The organism is Paraburkholderia acidiphila, from assembly GCF_009789655.1.
Lineage (GTDB): Bacteria > Pseudomonadota > Gammaproteobacteria > Burkholderiales > Burkholderiaceae > Paraburkholderia > Paraburkholderia acidiphila.
Window position 1 is genome coordinate 1,442,256 of the sequence record NZ_CP046909.1, and the last position, 18,244, is coordinate 1,460,499.

An 18,244-nucleotide genomic window follows, 5' to 3' on the forward strand; every position below is an offset into this window, starting at 1 on the left:
CTTCAGGCGGCGGCGATGGCTCCGGTGATCAGGCCGGTGACTTCCTCCGGCGAAGACGCGGCGGTTTGCTTGTCCGCCACCTTGCGCCCGCGCCGCATGACGACCACGCGGTGGGCGACCTCGAAAACGTCAGGCATGCGGTGACTGATGAGAATGACGGCAATGCCGTGCTCGGACAGGCGTTTGATGAGTTCGAGCACCTGCGCCACCTGGCGCACGCTGATCGCGGCGGTGGGTTCGTCCATGAGCACGAGCCGGGCCTCTGACAGGCGCGTGCGCGCAATCGCCACGGCCTGGCGCTGGCCGCCCGACATCTGCCGCACGAGATCGCGCGGGCGCGTTTCGGACTTCAGTTCCTTGAAAAGCTCGGCGGCGCGCCGGTACATGGCCGCGTGATCGAGCACGCGAAAGGGCCATATGCCGATGCGCGGCTCGCGCCCGAGAAAGACATTGGCCGCTGCCGTAAGGTTGTCGCAGAGGGCGAGATCCTGATACACGACCTCGATGCCCTTCGCGCGCGCGTCCACAGGCCGGCTGAAATGAACGGGCTTGCCGTCGATGAGCACTTCGCCGTGGGAGGGCGGGAAGTTGCCGGCGATGACTTTCACCAGCGTCGATTTTCCGGCCCCGTTGTCGCCCATGAGTCCGACCACCTGACCGGGTTCCAGGCTCAACGTCACGTCGGTCAGCGCTTGAATGGCGCCGAAGTGCCTGGAAACGCCTCTGAGTTCAAGAAGACTCATGGACTGTCGCGCTCGCGCTTGTGAAGCCGCTGGCTGCAGTGTCCAGGGCGGCCGGGAGACATGCTGACTAGCCTGTTTTTTAGAGCACGATGGGGCTTTTAGCAAGACTATTTCATCGGCCGGTCCTGCGGCGCCGCCAGAAGGGCCCCGATGAGATAAAATTGCGTTTTCGCCGAAAAACTCCGCCAGACGGACCTGGCGCGCGTTGGTCTCAGGCTTCCAGCGGCATCGCACTCGTCCCCTTGAGTTCATCGAGACAGACGATCGACTGCACGCTGTTCACGCCGGGCGCGCGCATCAGCGTATCGAGCAGGAATTCGGATAGCGCCTTCAGATCGCGCGCCACCACCTTCAGCACGTAGTCGATATCGCCAGTCACGGAGTAGCACTCCTGCACTTGCGGCAACGTCGCGACGAGCTCCTTGAACTTCATGAGCTCGCGCATGTGCCCGCGTTCCATCGTCACCTGAATGAAGGCGACCACGCCGAAGCCGAGCGCCTGGGCGTCGAGGCGCGTCTCGTAGCGCCGGATCACGCCGAGTTCCTCGAGCCGCCGGTGACGGCGCAGCGTCTGCGCGGGCGAGAGCTTGATCGCGGCCGCGAGTTCGAGGTTCGAGGCGCGGCCGTGCTCCTGCAGTGCGGCGAGTAGCCGCATGTCGATCGTGTCGAGCGCGAGATTTTGCATTTATCTTGCGTGAGATGGGTTTAAGGCGAGAGGGAATTGTATCAATCAGGGTTTGCCTGCGTACGAGATGAAATCATATTTTTCCGCGCCAACTATACACTGGGCGCACCCGATCGGGCTGGCGGCCCATACCGTCAAGCCTGGCAGCGCGGCAGCGCAGAACGTTGCGCGCGCAATTTTATTTCGTGGGGCGGAGCCCGCATCCTGCCCGGATGCCTGGGCGCCGCGCCGATAAGCCGGAGACAGGAAGAGACATGGTTTCAAACGACACGCGTGAAAATCGCGGCCAGCTAAAACGCGGCCTCAAGAATCGCCACATCCAGCTCATTGCGCTGGGCGGGGCGATCGGCACGGGCCTGTTCCTCGGCATCGCGCAGACAATCCAGACCGCCGGCCCTTCGGTGCTGCTTGGCTACGGCGTTGCCGGGATCGTCGCGTTCTTCATCATGCGGCAACTGGGCGAGATGGTCGTGGACGAGCCCGTCGCCGGTTCGTTCAGCTATTTCGCCGACAAGTATTTCGGCCCGTTCGCGGGCTTTCTCTCCGGCTGGAACTACTGGGTGCTCTACGTGCTCGTGAGCATGGCCGAGCTTTCGGCGGTCGGCATCTATATGCACTACTGGTGGCCGACGCTGCCCACGTGGGTCTCGGCGCTCGTGTTCTTCGTCCTGATCAACGGCATCAACCTCACGAGCGTCAAGTCGTACGGCGAACTCGAATTCTGGTTCGCGATCATCAAGGTGCTGGCGATCGTCGGCATGATCGCCTTCGGCGGCTGGCTGCTGTTTTCGGGCTCGGCCGGCCCCGAAGCGAGCGTCTCGAACCTCTGGCGCAATGGCGGATTCTTCCCGCACGGCGTTTCGGGTCTTGTCATGGCGATGGCCGTCGTGATGTTCTCGTTCGGCGGGCTGGAGCTTGTCGGCATCACCGCAGCGGAGGCCGACGATCCCTCGCATAGCATTCCGCGCGCGACGAATCAGGTGATCTACCGCATCCTGATTTTCTACATCGGCGCGCTCGGCGTGCTGCTTTCGCTTTATCCGTGGCAGAAGGTCGTGGCTGGCGGCAGCCCCTTCGTGCTGATCTTCCACGCGATGAACAGCGACCTCGTGGCCAACGTGCTCAATGTCGTCGTGCTGACCGCCGCGCTCTCGGTCTACAACAGCGGCGTGTACTGCAACAGCCGTATGCTGTTCGGCCTCGCGCAGCAGGGCAATGCGCCGAAGGCGCTGCTCAAGGTGAGCCGGCGCGGTATTCCGCTGACCGCGCTCGGCGTATCGGCGTTCGTCACGGCCGCCTGCGTGATCATCAACTACTTCATGCCGGGCAAGGCGTTCGAATTGCTGATGGGGCTCGTCGTGTCCGCGCTGATCATCAACTGGGCGATGATCAGCCTGATTCACCTGAAATTCCGCCGCGAGAAGGCGCGCACCGGCCAGACGACCACGTTCCGCAGCCTCGGCTATCCGCTGACGAATTACGTGTGTCTCGTGTTCCTCGGCGGCATTCTCGTTGTAATGTATCTGATCCCGGACTTGCGGATTTCCGTGTACCTGATTCCGGTCTGGCTGGGCGTGCTTGGGCTCGCCTACCGTCTGTGGTGCCGCAAGTCGGCGCCGGCGCTGCAACGCGGCGTGCCGGTTCCGTAAGCGCTGATATTCGTCCCGAATTTCGTCCAGAGAGTTAAACAGCATGTTCGAACACATCGATGCCTACCCCGGCGACCCGATCCTCTCGCTCAACGAGAACTTCCAGAAGGACCCGCGTCAGAACAAGGTCAATCTGAGCATCGGCATCTACTTCGACGACGAAGGCCGTCTGCCCGTCATGAAGGCCGTCCACAAGGCCGAGGCGGCGATTCTCGAAGAACCGGGTCCGAAGCCGTATCTGCCGATGGCAGGCTTCGCGCAGTACCGCGACGCCGTGCAGGCACTGGTGTTCGGCGCGGATTGCCCGTCGCGCGCGGCCGGCCGCATCGCGACCGTGCAGACGCTGGGCGGCTCGGGCGCGCTCAAGGTCGGCGCCGATTTCATCAAGCGCTACTTTGCGACCAGCCAGGTGTGGGTCAGCGATCCGACGTGGGAGAACCACCGCTTCATCTTCGAGCGTGCGGGGTTCACGGTGAACACGTACCCGTACTACGACGAAGTGACGGGCGGGCTGAAGTTCGAGGCGATGCTCTCGGCCATCGATGCGCTGCCGGCGAAGAGCGTCGTGTTGCTGCATGCGTGCTGCCATAACCCGACGGGCGTCGATCTGGATCGCGCGCAGTGGGAGCAACTGATCGACGTGCTGCAAAAACGCGACCTGCTGCCGTTCGTCGATATGGCGTATCAGGGCTTCGGCGCGGGCCTCGAGGACGACGCGTTCGCGGTGCGCGAACTGGCCCGCCGCGGTGTGCCGGCGCTCGTGGCGAATTCGTTCTCGAAGAACTTTTCGCTCTACGGCGAGCGTTGCGGCGGCCTGCACGTGATCTGCGAAGACGCGGCGGCAGCCGACCGCGTGCTCGGTCAGCTCACGGGCTCGGTGCGCGCGAACTACAGCAATCCGCCGACTCACGGCGCGAAGATCGTTACGCGCGTGCTCAGCACGCCGGAACTGAAGGCGTCGTGGGAGCAGGAGCTGGCGGCGATGTGCGAGCGCATTGCGCGCATGCGCGTGGCGATTCACGACGGCCTGCGTGTCCATGCGAGCGAAGCGGCGCTCGCGCGCTATGTGAAGCAGCGCGGCATGTTCACGTACACGGGCTTGAGCGAGAAGCAGGTCGAACGCCTGAAGGAAGAATTCGGCGTGTATATCCTGCGCTCGGGCCGCATGTGCGTGGCCGGCCTGAACGAGAAGAATGTGGGTGTCGTGGTGGACGCGGTCGGCAAGGTGATGAAGGACTGAGAGTGGGGCTTAAATGCCCGGAAGTCCTTTTAGCGCCGCCGGGGTGCCGGTACAAGCCGGGCGCTCCAGCGGCGTTTTTGCATCTGGCGGTCAGAACCGCATAGTGGTGCCGCATCCACCGGCGAAGCCGCCGCCGCTGTTGCCCGCCGCCCCGCAGATCACGCCGCAACCCGAAAGGCTGGCGGTGAGCAGGAGGCAGAGGGCGGCGCGGTGAAGCCGGCGCGTAGCGGGTTGTTTGAGGCAGACGTATCGTTTCATCATCGAGGGCGAGGAGGAGGGCGGCCACAAGGCGTAGCGGGTCTAACCGCTTAACCATACGCCTCGGGGGCTGACACCTGCCATCGGACAATTCCAGGTTTCGTCGCCTGCGCCTATTCATCCCGCATCAAACCCCCGGTCTGTCAAGCTGTAGGGGGGAGATGACACACATGCCAGCCGGGCGCGGTCTTCCAGGTCTTACCCTGATAGAATGCGTGGGCCGCAACGTAGTGGATTGCTGATGAAATTGCTTGATGCCCTGGTCGAACAACGGATTGCCGCCGCAGCCGCGCGCGGTGACCTCGACGACCTGCCCGGCGCCGGTGCGCCGCAGGCGCTCGACGACGACCTGCTCGTGCCCGAAGAAGTGCGCATAGCCCACCGCATCCTGAAGAACGCGGGGTTCGTACCGCCCGCAGTTGAACAGTTGCGCGCCTTGCGCGACCTTGAAGACGACCTCGCCGCCGTGCGCGACAAGGCCGCGCAATGCCGTCTGCGCGCGCGCATGCTCGCGCTCGACATGGCGCTCGAATCGTTGCGCGGCGGCCCGATGGTCGTCCCGCACGAATATCGCCGCCGCATTGCGGAGCGTCTGTCCGAGCGTGCAGCCGGCGAGCCCGGCCTCGCGACGCTCGCGGCGGGGGCGGTGTGACGGGCTCCCCCGTCCAGCCAGACGCCCCTGGCGGCGAACGCGAAGCGGCGCACCCGGCGGCCAGTCTGGATACCGGGCCGGCTCCCGACGATCCGGTCTTGACGGCCTCCGTGGCCGCTTCCGAAGACGCTTCACAAGCCGCCTCGCAACTCAGTCCCGTCTCCGAGCGCGATCAGCATTTCATGCGCCTCGCGCAGGCCGCTGCCGAAGAGGCTCGCGCCGCGGGCGAAGTGCCTGTGGGCGCGGTGCTCGTGCGCGGTGACGAAGTGATTGCCTCCGGCTTCAATCATCCGATCGGCGCGCATGATCCCTCCGCGCACGCGGAAATGGCGGCATTGCGCGCGGGCGCGCACGCGCTGGGTAACTACCGCTTGCCCGGCTGCGAACTCTATGTGACCCTTGAACCGTGCCTGATGTGCGCCGGTGCGATCATGCACGCGCGTATCGCGCGCGTGGTGTTCGGCGCCCACGACCCGAAAACCGGCGCATGCGGCAGCGTGGTCGATGCCTTTGCCAACGAGCAGCTGAATCACCATACGAGCGTTTCCGGCGGTGTGCTGGCGGATGAGTGCGGCGAGGCGTTGCGTGCTTTTTTCGCTGACCGGCGCCGCGCGAGCCGGGAAGCGCGCCGCGCAGCTCGGGCGCAGGCAGAGGAAGCGCAGGGAGGAGCCGGCGTAGCCGGTCCGAACGAACCCGCGGGTTGAATCTCACGGTTGAATCGATTTCGACATGACCATTCATCGCACCATCGAACTGATCGCACCATCTGGCTATCCGCACGATCCGGAGGCCGTGCATCGTGGGCTTGCACGGTTGCGGGCGCAGGGCCATCACGTCGACGGCGTGCAGGCGACCGAGCGGCGCTATCAACGGTTTGCCGGCACAGATGGCCAGCGCGCGGCCGAACTGAACCGCCTCGCCGATCCGTCGCGCAACTTGCCCGACATCGTGCTCGCCGTGCGCGGGGGCTACGGCGCGGTGCGCATCTTGCACGGTCTCGATTACGACGGACTGCAGCGGCGCCTGAAGGATCAACCCATCGCGTTCGTGGGGCATAGCGACTTCACCGCCATTCAACTCGCGCTGTTCGCGCGCGCGGGGCTCACGACGTTCGGCGGTCCGATGCTCTGCAGCGACTTCGGCGCCGAAAGTCTTAGCAGCTTCACGATGCATCACTTCTGGGACACGCTCTCGAAACCGGGCTACACGCTCAAGGTGAATGCGCCGCAGCCGCAATCGACGAATGTTTCGGGCACGCTCTGGGGCGGCAATCTGGCGGTGCTGACTTCATTGATCGGCACGCCTTATCTGCCGGCTGTTGAGGGCGGCATCCTGTTCGTCGAAGACGTGAACGAGCAGCCGTTTCGCATCGAGCGCATGATTTATCAGTTGCACCTGGCTGGCATTCTTGCGCGCCAGCAAGCGCTGGTGCTGGGCGACTTCACGGGCCACAAGCAGTTCGATTACGACAACGGCTACGATCTGCGTGAAATGGTGGAGCAGGTGCGCTCCGTAGTTGGCATTCCGGTGGTGACGGGCCTGCCGTTCGGCCATATTCCGGACATGGTCACGTTGCCGATGGGCGCGCCGGCACAACTGAACACCACCGCCCATGGCTTCGAGCTGACTGTGAGCGGCTACCCGTATCTGAGCTGATTTCGCACTGACGCAGAAGCGCTTTCGGGCGCTTTTTTTACGGACATTAATGCAACTAACAGCCAATTCCGGACCGTGCCAGACCATGCTCATTCCAACGCCATCGCTATAAATTGTTGACAAAAAACGCGGCCAAATTGGGGCGAAGAATCACCATGCAGGTGCTGAATTCCCTGAAATAATGCGCTATTCACCGAGAAGAGGCATCTGATAGTCGACGAACGGGTGGGGATCTTCCCTAGGTTCGTCCAGAAAATTGTTGACAATATTTATGTCCAACCTAGGATACCCAACATAGAGAACGGAGCCATGCGAAAGACCGATATCGACGCCGAAGCAACCGGCATGAAGCCCGAAGCGATCGCCGCGCGAATCCGCGCAGCGATTCTCGAGCACCGGCTGCCGCCAGGCGCGAAGTTGACTGAAGCACAGTTGTGCGAAGTATTTGGCGTGAAGCGCGGCCCGGTCCGCCAGGCGCTCGCGCTGCTCGCGAAGGACCATCTCGTGGATCTGGAGCCCAATCGTGGCGCGTTCGTCGCAAGCCCGACGCTGCAGGAAGTGCACGAGGTGTTTGAAATGCGGCGGATCATCGAGTTGGCGGTGGTGGGGCGAATCTGCAGCGCGCAGCACGGCAACCGTCGGCTCAAAACCATCGGCGAGACGATCCGGCGCGAGCGCAAGGCTTTTGAAGGGCGCGACTTCCCGACGTGGATCCGGCTTTCGGGTGAGTTTCATACGTCGCTTGCCACGCTCACCGGCAATACGGTGCTGTGCGATTGCCTCAACGGGCTCGTTGCGCGTTCGACATTGATTTCAGCGCTCTACGAATCGCCGGGACGCAGCCCGTGCTCGTTCGACGACCACGAGGCGATTCTCGCGGCGCTCGAGGCCGGCAACGAGAAAGAGGCAATCGATCTCATGGTGCGCCATTTGCAGGGTGTCGAACTCAGGATGCTCGACCGGCCGGCGGGCGCTTCGGTCGATTTGCAGGAAGTGTTCGGCGCTCGCGAGACGACTACGCTCGCACGCTGACCCGCTCCCGAGGCGGGACGGAAACGGATTGGAGTCGAGGATTGCAGTAAGGCGCGGCGCCTCACGAAGAACGGTGGCCGCCGCCGCTGAAAAGGATGGAGTGGGGCGCATGCCGTGCATGCGAACGGCTCACACAGGCACAGCGTTACAGGGCGCCCGCAGCGGCGACCGGTGCAGTGCCGGCAAGGGCCAAACCATTCGGGGATATCGCGGCGGCCGCGTCCAGCGGCGGTACGCACGCGTTTCGAGGCGTTCAGGCGTCTTTCTTCCGTCGGCAAATCCATCCAAGGAGCGGATCATGGCTCAATTCAGCGCATCACCTGGCAGTCCGGCAGTGCCCAACTTCGAATCAGGCGAAAGCAGCGAGTCCGCAGAAAATCTGCGCTTGCCGGCCGGCTACAGCGAGCGGCTCTACAACCACGACCTCGCTCCGCTCAAGGAGCAGACCTGGGGCGCGTACAACATCTTCGCGTTCTGGATGTCCGACGTGCACAGCGTCGGCGGCTATGTGTTCGCGGGGAGCCTCTTCGCGCTTGGCCTCACGAGCTGGCAAGTGCTCGTAGCGCTGATCGTCGGCATCTCCATCGTCAACGTGCTCTGCAACCTGATCGCGCGGCCCAGTCAGCGTCACGGCGTGCCGTACCCGGTCGCCTGTCGCGGCACCTTCGGCGTGCTCGGCGCCAATATTCCCGCTGTGATTCGCGGTCTCATCGCCGTGGCGTGGTACGGCATCCAGACCTATCTCGCTTCGAGCGCGCTCGTGATCGTCGTGCTCAAGTTCGTGCCGCAACTCATGCCTTATGCCGATGTGCACAAGCACGGCATGCTCGGGCTTTCCGCAGTCGGCTGGGCGGGCTTCATGACGCTCTGGGTGCTTCAGGCACTCGTGTTCTGGAACGGCATGGAGACCATCAAGAAGTTCATCGATTTCGCGGGGCCGGCGGTGTATGTCGTGATGTTCGCGCTTGCGGGCTACATGGTGTATCGCGCGGGCTGGCACAACATCGGCCTGAATCTCGGTGGCGTGAAGTATCACGGCGCCGAAGTGATTCCGGTGATGATCACGGCGATCTCGCTCGTGGTGTCGTACTTCTCGGGGCCGATGCTCAATTTCGGTGACTTCTCACGCTATGGCAAGTCGCTCAAGAGCGTTCACAAGGGCAACTTCTGGGGTCTGCCGGTCAACTTCCTCGCGTTCTCGCTCGTCACGGTCATTACGACGTCGGCCACGCTCCCTGTGTTCGGAGAACTGATTACCGATCCCGTCGAAACGGTCGGCCGCATCGATCATCCCACCGCTGTGATTCTCGGCGCACTCACGTTCACGATTGCGACCATCGGCATCAACATCGTCGCGAACTTCGTTTCGCCCGCATTCGACTTTTCCAACGTCGCGCCGCGGCTCATCAGCTGGCGTGCGGGTGGCATGCTCGCCGCCGTGGCTTCGATCTTCATCACGCCGTGGAATCTCTTCAACAACCCGGCCGTGATTCACTACACGCTCGATATCCTCGGCGCCTTCATCGGTCCTTTGTACGGTGTCCTGATCGTTGACTTCTATCTTGTGAAGCGTGGACGTCTTGCCGTGGATGATCTGTACTCGGTGTCGCCGAAGGGCGCGTACTGGTATCGCAACGGCGTGAACTGGCGTGCGGTGTCGGCCTTGCTGCCGGCAGCGGTCATCGCGATTCTCTGCGTGATGGTGCCGTCGCTCGGCGGCGCCGCGAACTTCTCGTGGTTCATTGGCGCAGCGCTCGGCGCATTGTTCTATCGCGCGCTCACGATGGGCGAACGCGCTCGCGCAAAGGCATGAGCTTCACGCAAAACCAGGCATCGACGAAGGAATCGAAATGCGCATCAAATTGATCAATCCGAACACCACGCAGCGTATGACCGCCGCGATGGGGGAGTGCGCGCGCGCCGTGATCGCGCCGGGCACGGAGGTGGTGGCGGTGAGCCCGACGATGGGGCCGCCGTCGATCGAAGGCTATTACGACGAGGCGCTCGCCACACCTGGTCTGCTCGCCGAAGTGGAGGCGGGCGAGCGCGAAGGCTTCGACGGCTACGTGATCGCATGCTTTGGCGACCCGGGCCTCTACGCGGCGCGCGAGCTGGCGCGCGGGCCCGTCGTAGGCATCGCGGAAGCCGCGATGCATGCGGCGAGCGTGCTCGCGCCCGGCTTCTCGGTCGTGACGACGCTTTCGCGCACTCGCGCAATGGCCTGGCATCTTGCGGAGCGCTACGGCATGACGCGTTTTTGCCGCAACGTACGTGCAATCGATGTGGCCGTGCTCGAACTCGACGAACCGGGATCGGCCGCACGCCGTGCAATCGTCGACGAGTGCCGCCGCGCGCTCGAAGAAGACGGCGCGGACGCTATCGTGCTGGGTTGTGCGGGCATGACGAGCCTGTGCGCGCAGGTGGAAGACGCGCTGGGTGTGCCCGTGGTGGACGGTGTGACGGCCGCCGTGAAGTGGGTGGAGGCGCTCGTCGCATTGCGGCTCACGACCGCCAAGCGTGGCGACTTCGCGCGACCGCTCGCCAAGCGTTACGACGGCGATTTCGCGCGTTTCAGCCCGACCAACCCCGCGCCTGTCACTGAAACGCCGCCGCCCGTGCGCCCGCTGCGCTACGGGTAAACGCGTAACGCGTGCGAGTCGATGTGGCCGCCCAACTGCCCGGCGAACCGGGCGGCCACATACACCTCGCTTGACCCGTACTATCTGAGCGTGCGTATGGGCGCGTACGGGTGATTTCGCTACACTGAACCGGTCCTGTAAGCAGGTTGCGCGGACCTTCCGCCAGGCCTTGCCAACCAGCGCCGGCGGCCGCTTCACGGCGCCTCGCCGTAGCGCGGATATTTCGTTTCATCCTCTTTATTCGATTGATTCGACCAGCATGCCACTCGATCCCCAATATCCCCGCGATCTGATCGGTTATGGCCGGCATCCGGTGCAGGCCAACTGGCCCGGCCAGGCGCGCGTCGCGGTGCAGTTCGTGCTCAACTACGAAGAGGGCGGCGAAAACTGCGTGCTGCACGGCGACCCCGGCTCCGAGCAGTTCCTCTCCGAAATCGTCGGCGCCGCGGCGTATCCCGCGCGCCACATGAGCATGGAGTCGATCTACGAATATGGCTCGCGCGCGGGCGTGTGGCGCATCCTGCGCGAATTCGAAAAGCGCGGTCTGCCGCTTACCGTGTTCGGTGTGGGCATGGCGATCGAGCGTCATCCCGAAGTCGCGCGCGCGTTTGTCGAGTTGGGCCACGAGATCGCTTGCCACGGCTACCGCTGGATTCACTACCAGGACGTCTCGCCCGCGAAGGAAGCCGAGCACATGAAGCTCGGCATGGAAGCGATCGAGCGCGTGACGGGCGTGCGCCCGCTCGGCTGGTACACGGGCCGCGACAGCCCGAACACGCATCGCCTCGTCGCCGAGTATGGCGGCTTCCTCTACGACTCCGATTATTACGGCGACGACCTGCCGTTCTGGATGGACGTGGATGTCACGGGCGGCAAGACGGTGCCGCAACTGATCGTGCCTTATACGCTCGACACGAACGACATGCGCTTCGCGTCGCCCCAGGGCTTCAACACGGCGGACCACTTCTTCACCTACTTGCGCGACGCGTTCGACGTGCTCTACGAAGAAGGCGACGAAGCGCCGAAGATGCTCTCGATCGGCATGCATTGCCGGCTGCTCGGACGCCCAGGGCGTTTTCGCGCGCTGCAGCGCTTTCTCGATCACATCGAAAAACATGAGCGCGTGTGGGTCACGCGCCGCGTGGACATCGCGCGCCACTGGCGCGAGCATCATCCCTATCAACCGCAACAGAACGACCACCGCGGGGCCGCCGCATGAAGGCAATGCACTACACCCTCGAACAGCTGAATCAAGCCTCGGCCGACGCCTTCGTGGCGGCGCTTTCGGGTATCTTCGAGCACTCGCCCTGGGTGGCCGAGGCGGCCGCGCAGCAGCGCCCGTTCGCAAGCGTCGACGCGTTGCATCGCACCATGTCGCAGGCCGTGGAAACCTCAGGCGAGGTCAAGCAGCTTGCGCTGATCAACGCCCACCCGGAGCTTGCGGGCAAGGCTGCCGTGCGCGGCGAGCTGACCGCCGAATCCACGCGCGAGCAAAGCGGCGCGGGCCTGAATCAGTGCACGCAGGAAGAGCTCGACAAGCTCCTCGCACTCAATGGCGCGTATCGCGAGAAGTTCGGATTCCCATTCATTCTTGCCGTGCGTGGCTACGACCGGCACGGCATCATCGCGAACTTCGAAGCGCGCGTGAACAACAGCCGCGCTGACGAAATGCGCGCGAGCCTCGACCAGATTTACCGCATTGCGCGCTTCAGGCTGGATGAGCTGATCGACGCGTAACGTGGCGATGCGCCCTCCGGTTGTTCGCAAGAGGGCGCAGCGCCGTTTTGATCTACAGAAAAGACACGAAGGAAGACAACGATGGCACTCCCGACTCTCGACCCCAACGCTCCTGATTTCACGCGCCGCTTTGTGAATCTCGCGGACCCGCGGCTGGGCGCGCAGGCGCTCGAGGCGAGCGACGACTTCTTCGCGCCGAAGGATCGCATGCTCAATCCGGAGGCTGCCGTCTTCATTCCCGGCAAGTACGACGAACACGGCAAGTGGATGGACGGCTGGGAAACGCGCCGCAAGCGCACGACCGGCTACGACTGGTGCATCGTGAAGCTCGCGCGCCCCGGTGTCATCAAGGGCCTCGATATCGATACGAGCCACTTCACCGGCAACTATCCGCCGGCGGCGTCTGTCGAAGGCGCGTATGTGGTGGATGGCGCACCCACCGCCACGACGCAATGGACGGAAATCGTTCCCTCGACCTCGTTGAACGGCAATAGCCACCACTACGTTGAAGTGTCGAGCGACAAGCCGTACACGCACCTGCGCGTGAATATCTATCCCGATGGCGGCATCGCGCGTCTGCGCGTGTATGGCCAGCCGCAGGTGGACTGGGCGGGTGCGAGCCGTACCGAACTGTTCGACCTGGCCGCGATGGAAAACGGCGCGTATCTCGTTGGCGCGAACAACCAGCACTTCGGCATGGCCTCCACGCTGCTCATGCCGGGCCGTGGAGTGAACATGGGCGACGGCTGGGAAACGCGCCGCCGCCGCGAACCGGGCAACGACTGGGCGATCATCGCGCTCGCGCAGCCTGGCATCATCAAGAAGATCGAAGTCGATACGGCGCACTTCAAGGGCAACTATCCCGACCGTTGCTCGTTCCAGGCCGCGCGCGTGGTCGGCGGCACGGACAGCTCGCTCGTGACCCAGGCCATGTTCTGGCCGGTATTGCTCGGCGAGCAAAAGCTGCAAATGGACAAGCAGCACTACTTCGAAAGCGAGCTTGCCGCGCTGGGCCCGGTTACGCACGTGCGCTTCAATATCTTCCCCGATGGCGGCGTTTCCCGCGTGCGCCTGTGGGGCACGCTCGCGTGATCCGGTGACGAGGCCATCATGAGTGAAACAAGGACGACGCTGACCATCGAGCCGCTCACGCACGAGGCGTTCGCGCCGTTCGGCGACGTGATCGAGCTTGCCGGTGCCAAACAGATACCGATTAATCTCGGTACCACGATCCGCTACCACGACCTCGCGAAAGTGGATGTGACCGACGAAGGCGGCCGCACGCTCGTGAATCTGTTTCGCGGGCAGCCCCGCGAGCTGCCGTTCGAAGTGAAGATGCTCGAACGGCATCCGCTGGGCAGCCAGGCTTTCGTGCCGCTCAACGACAAGCCGTATCTCGTGGTGGTCGCCCCGGCTGGCGATCTGGACGTCACGCAGATTCGCGCTTTCGTATCACGCGGTTGGCAGGGTGTGAATTATGCGAAGGGCGTCTGGCATCATCCGCTCATCGCGTTGGACGAGGTGAGCGATTTCATCGTTGTCGATCGTGGCGGCGAAGGGCTCAATCTCAACGAGCAGGATTTGCCCGAGTCGCTCTGGTTGACCCAGGAAGCGATGACTGCGGCACTACGCTAATTTTTCGCATTCCGTAGCAGTGCACAAAGCCACGGCGCAAGCCGTGGCTTTTTTGCGTTTGAGCGCCTCAACTCAGAGGGGAGGGCGGCGTCAAAGTAAAAGCGGCCTCGGTTAGTGCAATAAGGCGGCCGCACTTTCCGCGCCTTTCGCCGATCGCAGATGCGCACCAGCATCTGTTTCTCTATCCTGCCACCAACCACGATCGCGGCCCAGCCAAGCCGAACGCGCTGTGGGATCACGTAGCGCACACGCTCGACCTTGCCGGCTCGCAGCAACCTGATCCACGCCGCAATCTTCGGGCAGTCAGACGAGCGACAACGGTTCGGGTAGCGACTCCGCGAACGCGGGCGAGGTGGCCCGATACAACGGCTCGCGTCGCAGCACAGAGTGGATCGCTGGGCGCGCGGGGCGTCGTTCTCTCACTCCGCGCACCGGCCCCACGAGCAAGCGACCCGAAACGCGCCACCCAAAATCCAAAGGACCCGAAGCGCATCGCACTTCGGGTCCTTCCTTTGCGGGTTCGTAGCGCGCGATTCAATCGACGCGCGCTGCTTTCGGCTACGTCACTGCTTCGCGCCCCCCTGGAACCACATCGCAATCTTCTGCCGCTCGTCGTCGGTCATGTGCGTGACGTTGCCAAGCGGCATCGCCTTGAGCGTCACCGCCTGCTGATACAGCCGCTGCGCATTCTGCGAGATTTCATCAGGCGTATCGAACATCACGCCGGCGGGCGCCGCGCCCATCATCGTCGGGTGGGCCGAGTGACAGGACGCGCAGCGTTGCTGCAGGATCGGCTGGATGTCGGAGACCTTGAGCGCCGGCGCATTCGCGGCTTCGGCCTGCGGCACGACCGGGCGCGGCAGCGTCCACACCAGCGCGACGAACATCAGGGCCACGCCGCCGATCGGCAGATACCAAAGCTGCTGGCCGCGGTGACGCATCACGAAGAACTGGCGAATCAGCGCGCCGGCCAGCATGATCACCACGAGCACGGCCCAGTTATAGGCGTGCGCATAGGTCATGGCGTAGTGGTTCGACAGCATCGCGAACACCACGGGCAGCGTGAAGTACGTGTTGTGCACCGAACGCTGCTTGCCGCGCTTGCCGTAGATCGGGTTCGGCACTTCGCCCTTGAGCATCGCGGCGACCATCTTGCGCTGGCCCGGGATAATGACGAAGAACACATTGGCCGACATGATCGTCGCGAGCATCGCACCCATGATCAGATACGCGGCGCGACCCGAGAAAATGTGGCAGGCGAGGTAAGCGGCGATCACGACGTAGATGCCCACGCACACGCCGAGCAGCTTGTCCTTCGTACCGAGCGCGCGGCACAGCGAGTCATAGACGATCCAGCCCGCGGCGAGGAAGCCGAGCGCCGAGAAGATCGCGACGACCGGACCCATGTCGAGCACGTTCTTGTCGATGAGATACGTGTTCGGCGCCATGAGGTACAGCACGGTGAAAAGCGACGCGCCCGAGAGCCACGTGGTGTACGACGGCCACTTCGACCAGTGCAGGTCGTCGGGCATTTCAGGCGGCGCTACGGTGTACTTCTGCATGTTGTAGAAGCCGCCGCCGTGCACGTGCCACAGTTCGCCGAACACGCCGCGGCGGCGCTGGTTCGGGTCCGTGGGCGGTTTGAGGCTGTTGTCGAGCGCGACGAAATAGAACGACTCGCCAATCCAGGCGATCGCCGCGATGACGTGGAACCAGCGCAGTGCGAGGTTCAGCCAATCGGTAATAAAGCCTTCCATGAAACGTCTCCAGTCCTGATGCATGGCGCACGCGTTGGTTCGCACGCGCTAACTGCGGGGTATGAGCGCGCCACATCGCGTTAGGGCCGCCGGACGACCCATGGCGCTGCCGCGCTGCCGTTGTTGTTCGAATGACCTTGGGCTCGATGAATCGGGCTTGAATGTCGCCCGCAATGCCCTATGAGAATGTGTTGCGGTGCTCGCTCAGCTGCCCCGATAGGTGCTGTACGACCACGGCGAAACGAGTAGCGGCACGTGGTAGTGCGAACCGGCGTCGGCGATGCCGAAGCGCAGCACCACACGGTCGACGAAACGCGGCTCGGGCACGCTCGCGCCGAGGGCGGCGAAGTAGTCGCCGGCGTGGAACACGAGTTCGTATTCGCCTTTGGCGAGCGCCTCGCCTTCGAGCAGCGGCGCGTCGCAGCGGCCGTCGTCATTGGTGGTCACGGTCTTGAGCGCGCGGCGCGCGTCGCCCGAGAGCGCAAAGAGCTCGACCTTGATGCCCGCGCCGGGACGGCCGTTCGCGGTGTCGAGCACGTGGGTAGTCAGCTTGCCCATTCGCAGTTTTCCTTGTGAGTGCCTGGTGCGATTGCGAGGTTTCAGCGGCAGCTCTCGATCCCATGCATGATGCATTGCGGCGGATCGAGGCTCCACGTCAGTGGCTACATACCCGTCGGCGGATCGAAGCGAGCGCCGTGAACGCATTTTAAGAACGATCGCCCCCGGCGCGCGCGAGCGATAGGAAAGATAAATCTTCGCGCATGAGGGTAGGCCCTGGGTACCGCACGGGCGCCGGCGCTCATTGCGCCCTGGATTAACGCGGCGCCATGGATTGCATCGTAGCGACGCCAAAAATCGACCTTTATATGCGTGGCGTAAATGTGGGTATCGCACCGGCGCGAATTGCCATGACAATTTTGGTTGCGGATCGTAGAGGCCATGCGCAGCGCGTGCTGCGCGTCCCGAAGACGGCGGTGGACGCCGGGTAACCGGGCCAGCGGCGTCCTCGTCGGGACGCGTCGGCACCGGGCGCCTGGGCGACTGGCGAGGCCGGCGGGTGAGGCGAGGGCGTCTGGTTCACACGCCGCGCGAGCGAGAAGGACTAAAGGCTCGCGGCGGCACGACAACGGAGCGAACAAGGACGATGGAACGCACACTCGCACAGGGCCAGGACCCGCAAAAGGCCGGCAAGACCTTGCTGGTGAAGAACGCCGACATGCTGGTGACGATGGACGGCGCACGCCGCGAGATTCGCGGGGGCGGCATCTATGTGGAAGGCAACCGTATCGTCGCGGTCGGCCCGACGGCGGAGTTGCCCGCGACGGCCGACGAAGTGATCGACGCCAGCGGCCACCTCGTGACGCCTGGGCTCATCAACACGCATCACCACATGTACCAGAGCCTCACGCGGGCCGTGCCGGCCGCGCAGGACGCCGAACTGTTCGGCTGGCTCACGAATCTCTACAAGGTGTGGGCGAACCTCACGCCGGAGATGATCGAGGTCTCCACGCTTACGGCGATGTCGGAACTGCTGCTCTCGGGCTGCACGACGTCCAGCGATCATCTGTACATCTATCCGAACGGTAGCCGCCTGGACGACAGCATTCGCGCCGCGCAACGCATCGGCATGCGCTTTCATGCGAGCCGCGGCAGCATGAGCGTCGGGCAGAAGGACGGCGGTCTGCCGCCCGATTCCGTGGTCGAGCGCGAAGACGCGATTCTCGCCGACACACAGCGCCTCATCGAGACGTATCACGACGAGGGCCGGTACGCGATGCTGCGCGTCGTGGTGGCGCCGTGCTCGCCGTTCTCGGTGAGCCGCGACCTGATGCGCGAATCGGCGGTGCTTGCGCGGCACTACGGCGTGTCGATGCACACCCATCTCGCCGAGAACGTCAACGACATTGCTTACAGCCGCGAAAAGTTCGGCATGACGCCCGCGGAATATGCCGAGGATCTCGGCTGGGTGGGCCGCGACGTATGGCACGCGCACTGCGTGCAGCTCGACGACCACGGCATTGGCTTGTTCGGCCGCACAGGCACGGGCGTCGCGCATTGCCCGTGCTCGAACATGCGGCTCGCCTCGGGCATCGCGCCCGTGAAGAAGATGCGCCTGGCTGGCGTGCCGGTGGGGCTGGGCGTGGACGGCTCGGCATCGAACGACGGCGCGCAGATGGTGGCCGAGGCGCGTCAGGCCATGCTGCTTGCGCGCGTGGGTTTCGGCCCGGACGCCATGACGGCGCGCGAAGCGCTCGAGATCGCGACGTTAGGCGGCGCACAGGTGCTGGGTCGCGACGACATTGGCGCGCTCGCCCCCGGCATGGCGGCCGACTTCGTGGCGTTCGACTTGCGCCAGCCACTTTTCGCCGGGGCGCTGCACGATCCGGTCGCGGCGCTGGTGTTTTGCGCACCCTCCCAGGTCGCGTTGAGCGTGATCGGCGGGCGCGTGGTGGTGAAGGAGGGCGTGCTGCAGACGGTGGAACTCGGCCCGGTCATCGAACGGCACAACCGGCTCGCGGCACAGCTCGTGGAGATGGCGCGCTGAGGAAGGCCAGGCGCGC

The 18,244-nt window shown here is 64.1% G+C and carries 18 protein-coding genes; 14 read left to right on the forward strand and 4 right to left on the reverse strand.

The window, feature by feature from the left end; all coding sequences use genetic code 11:
• Nucleotides 1-2 precede the first annotated feature (2 nt).
• Nucleotides 3-743, reverse strand: coding sequence for an ATP-binding cassette domain-containing protein (locus FAZ97_RS06445; RefSeq protein ID WP_158757691.1), 741 nt, complete (start codon nt 741-743; stop codon nt 3-5).
• A gap of 211 nt (nt 744-954) precedes the next feature.
• On the reverse strand, nt 955-1,428 hold the full coding sequence (locus FAZ97_RS06450) for an Lrp/AsnC family transcriptional regulator (protein WP_158757692.1): 474 nt from the start codon (nt 1,426-1,428) through the stop codon (nt 955-957).
• A 254-nt stretch (nt 1,429-1,682) separates the two neighbouring features.
• Here FAZ97_RS06450 and FAZ97_RS06455 point away from each other — a divergent pair, with 254 nt between their 5' ends.
• The 12 genes from FAZ97_RS06455 (at nt 1,683) to FAZ97_RS06510 (ending at nt 13,926) form a co-directional block, all read left to right on the forward strand.
• Nucleotides 1,683-3,077 (forward strand): amino acid permease, encoded by a 1,395-nt coding sequence (locus FAZ97_RS06455; protein ID WP_158757693.1) that lies wholly within the window; start codon nt 1,683-1,685, stop codon nt 3,075-3,077.
• A 43-nt stretch (nt 3,078-3,120) separates the two neighbouring features.
• On the forward strand, nt 3,121-4,317 hold the full coding sequence (locus FAZ97_RS06460) for an amino acid aminotransferase (protein ID WP_158757694.1): 1,197 nt from the start codon (nt 3,121-3,123) through the stop codon (nt 4,315-4,317).
• A gap of 499 nt (nt 4,318-4,816) precedes the next feature.
• A complete protein-coding gene (locus FAZ97_RS06465) occupies nt 4,817-5,227 on the forward strand; it encodes a DnaJ family domain-containing protein (protein WP_158757695.1) in 411 nt (136 codons plus the stop codon).
• A gap of 98 nt (nt 5,228-5,325) precedes the next feature.
• Nucleotides 5,326-5,931, forward strand: coding sequence for a tRNA adenosine(34) deaminase TadA (tadA, locus tag FAZ97_RS06470; protein ID WP_158759076.1), 606 nt, complete (start codon nt 5,326-5,328; stop codon nt 5,929-5,931).
• A gap of 25 nt (nt 5,932-5,956) precedes the next feature.
• The gene (gene ldcA, locus FAZ97_RS06475) at nt 5,957-6,883 is read left to right on the forward strand and encodes a muramoyltetrapeptide carboxypeptidase (protein ID WP_158757696.1); all 927 of its coding nucleotides are present in this window, start codon (nt 5,957-5,959) and stop codon (nt 6,881-6,883) included.
• 309 nt (nt 6,884-7,192) lie between these two features.
• Nucleotides 7,193-7,915 (forward strand): GntR family transcriptional regulator, encoded by a 723-nt coding sequence (locus FAZ97_RS06480; protein ID WP_199272080.1) that lies wholly within the window; start codon nt 7,193-7,195, stop codon nt 7,913-7,915.
• A 298-nt stretch (nt 7,916-8,213) separates the two neighbouring features.
• Nucleotides 8,214-9,728 carry an NCS1 family nucleobase:cation symporter-1 gene (locus FAZ97_RS06485; protein ID WP_158757697.1) on the forward strand — a complete coding sequence of 505 codons (1,515 nt, stop codon included), beginning with the start codon at nt 8,214-8,216 and terminating at the stop codon, nt 9,726-9,728.
• A 37-nt stretch (nt 9,729-9,765) separates the two neighbouring features.
• Nucleotides 9,766-10,554 (forward strand): aspartate/glutamate racemase family protein, encoded by a 789-nt coding sequence (locus FAZ97_RS06490; RefSeq protein WP_158757698.1) that lies wholly within the window; start codon nt 9,766-9,768, stop codon nt 10,552-10,554.
• A gap of 259 nt (nt 10,555-10,813) precedes the next feature.
• A complete protein-coding gene (puuE, locus tag FAZ97_RS06495) occupies nt 10,814-11,773 on the forward strand; it encodes an allantoinase PuuE (protein WP_158757699.1) in 960 nt (319 codons plus the stop codon).
• Nucleotides 11,770-12,291 (forward strand): 2-oxo-4-hydroxy-4-carboxy-5-ureidoimidazoline decarboxylase, encoded by a 522-nt coding sequence (uraD, locus tag FAZ97_RS06500; protein ID WP_158757700.1) that lies wholly within the window; start codon nt 11,770-11,772, stop codon nt 12,289-12,291. The genes puuE and uraD overlap by 4 nt, the downstream gene beginning before the upstream one ends.
• A gap of 81 nt (nt 12,292-12,372) precedes the next feature.
• The gene (gene alc, locus FAZ97_RS06505; protein WP_158757701.1) at nt 12,373-13,383 is read left to right on the forward strand and encodes an allantoicase; all 1,011 of its coding nucleotides are present in this window, start codon (nt 12,373-12,375) and stop codon (nt 13,381-13,383) included.
• An 18-nt stretch (nt 13,384-13,401) separates the two neighbouring features.
• Nucleotides 13,402-13,926: an ureidoglycolate lyase gene (locus tag FAZ97_RS06510; RefSeq protein ID WP_158757702.1), complete on the forward strand. Its 525-nt coding sequence runs from the start codon at nt 13,402-13,404 to the stop codon at nt 13,924-13,926.
• Between the two features lie 563 nt (nt 13,927-14,489).
• Here the strand turns inward: FAZ97_RS06510 and FAZ97_RS06515 are convergent.
• Nucleotides 14,490-15,683 (reverse strand): urate hydroxylase PuuD, encoded by a 1,194-nt coding sequence (locus tag FAZ97_RS06515; protein WP_158757703.1) that lies wholly within the window; start codon nt 15,681-15,683, stop codon nt 14,490-14,492.
• Between the two features lie 204 nt (nt 15,684-15,887).
• Nucleotides 15,888-16,241: a hydroxyisourate hydrolase gene (uraH, locus tag FAZ97_RS06520; RefSeq protein ID WP_158757704.1), complete on the reverse strand. Its 354-nt coding sequence runs from the start codon at nt 16,239-16,241 to the stop codon at nt 15,888-15,890.
• 269 nt (nt 16,242-16,510) lie between these two features.
• On the opposite strand from uraH, the gene FAZ97_RS06525 reads away from it, so the two are divergent.
• Together FAZ97_RS06525 and FAZ97_RS06530 are read left to right on the forward strand one after the other, a co-directional pair.
• Nucleotides 16,511-16,672: a hypothetical protein gene (locus tag FAZ97_RS06525; RefSeq protein WP_158757705.1), complete on the forward strand. Its 162-nt coding sequence runs from the start codon at nt 16,511-16,513 to the stop codon at nt 16,670-16,672.
• Between the two features lie 155 nt (nt 16,673-16,827).
• Nucleotides 16,828-18,228, forward strand: coding sequence for an 8-oxoguanine deaminase (locus tag FAZ97_RS06530; RefSeq protein WP_158757706.1), 1,401 nt, complete (start codon nt 16,828-16,830; stop codon nt 18,226-18,228).
• The last annotated feature ends 16 nt before the right edge of the window (nt 18,229-18,244 follow it).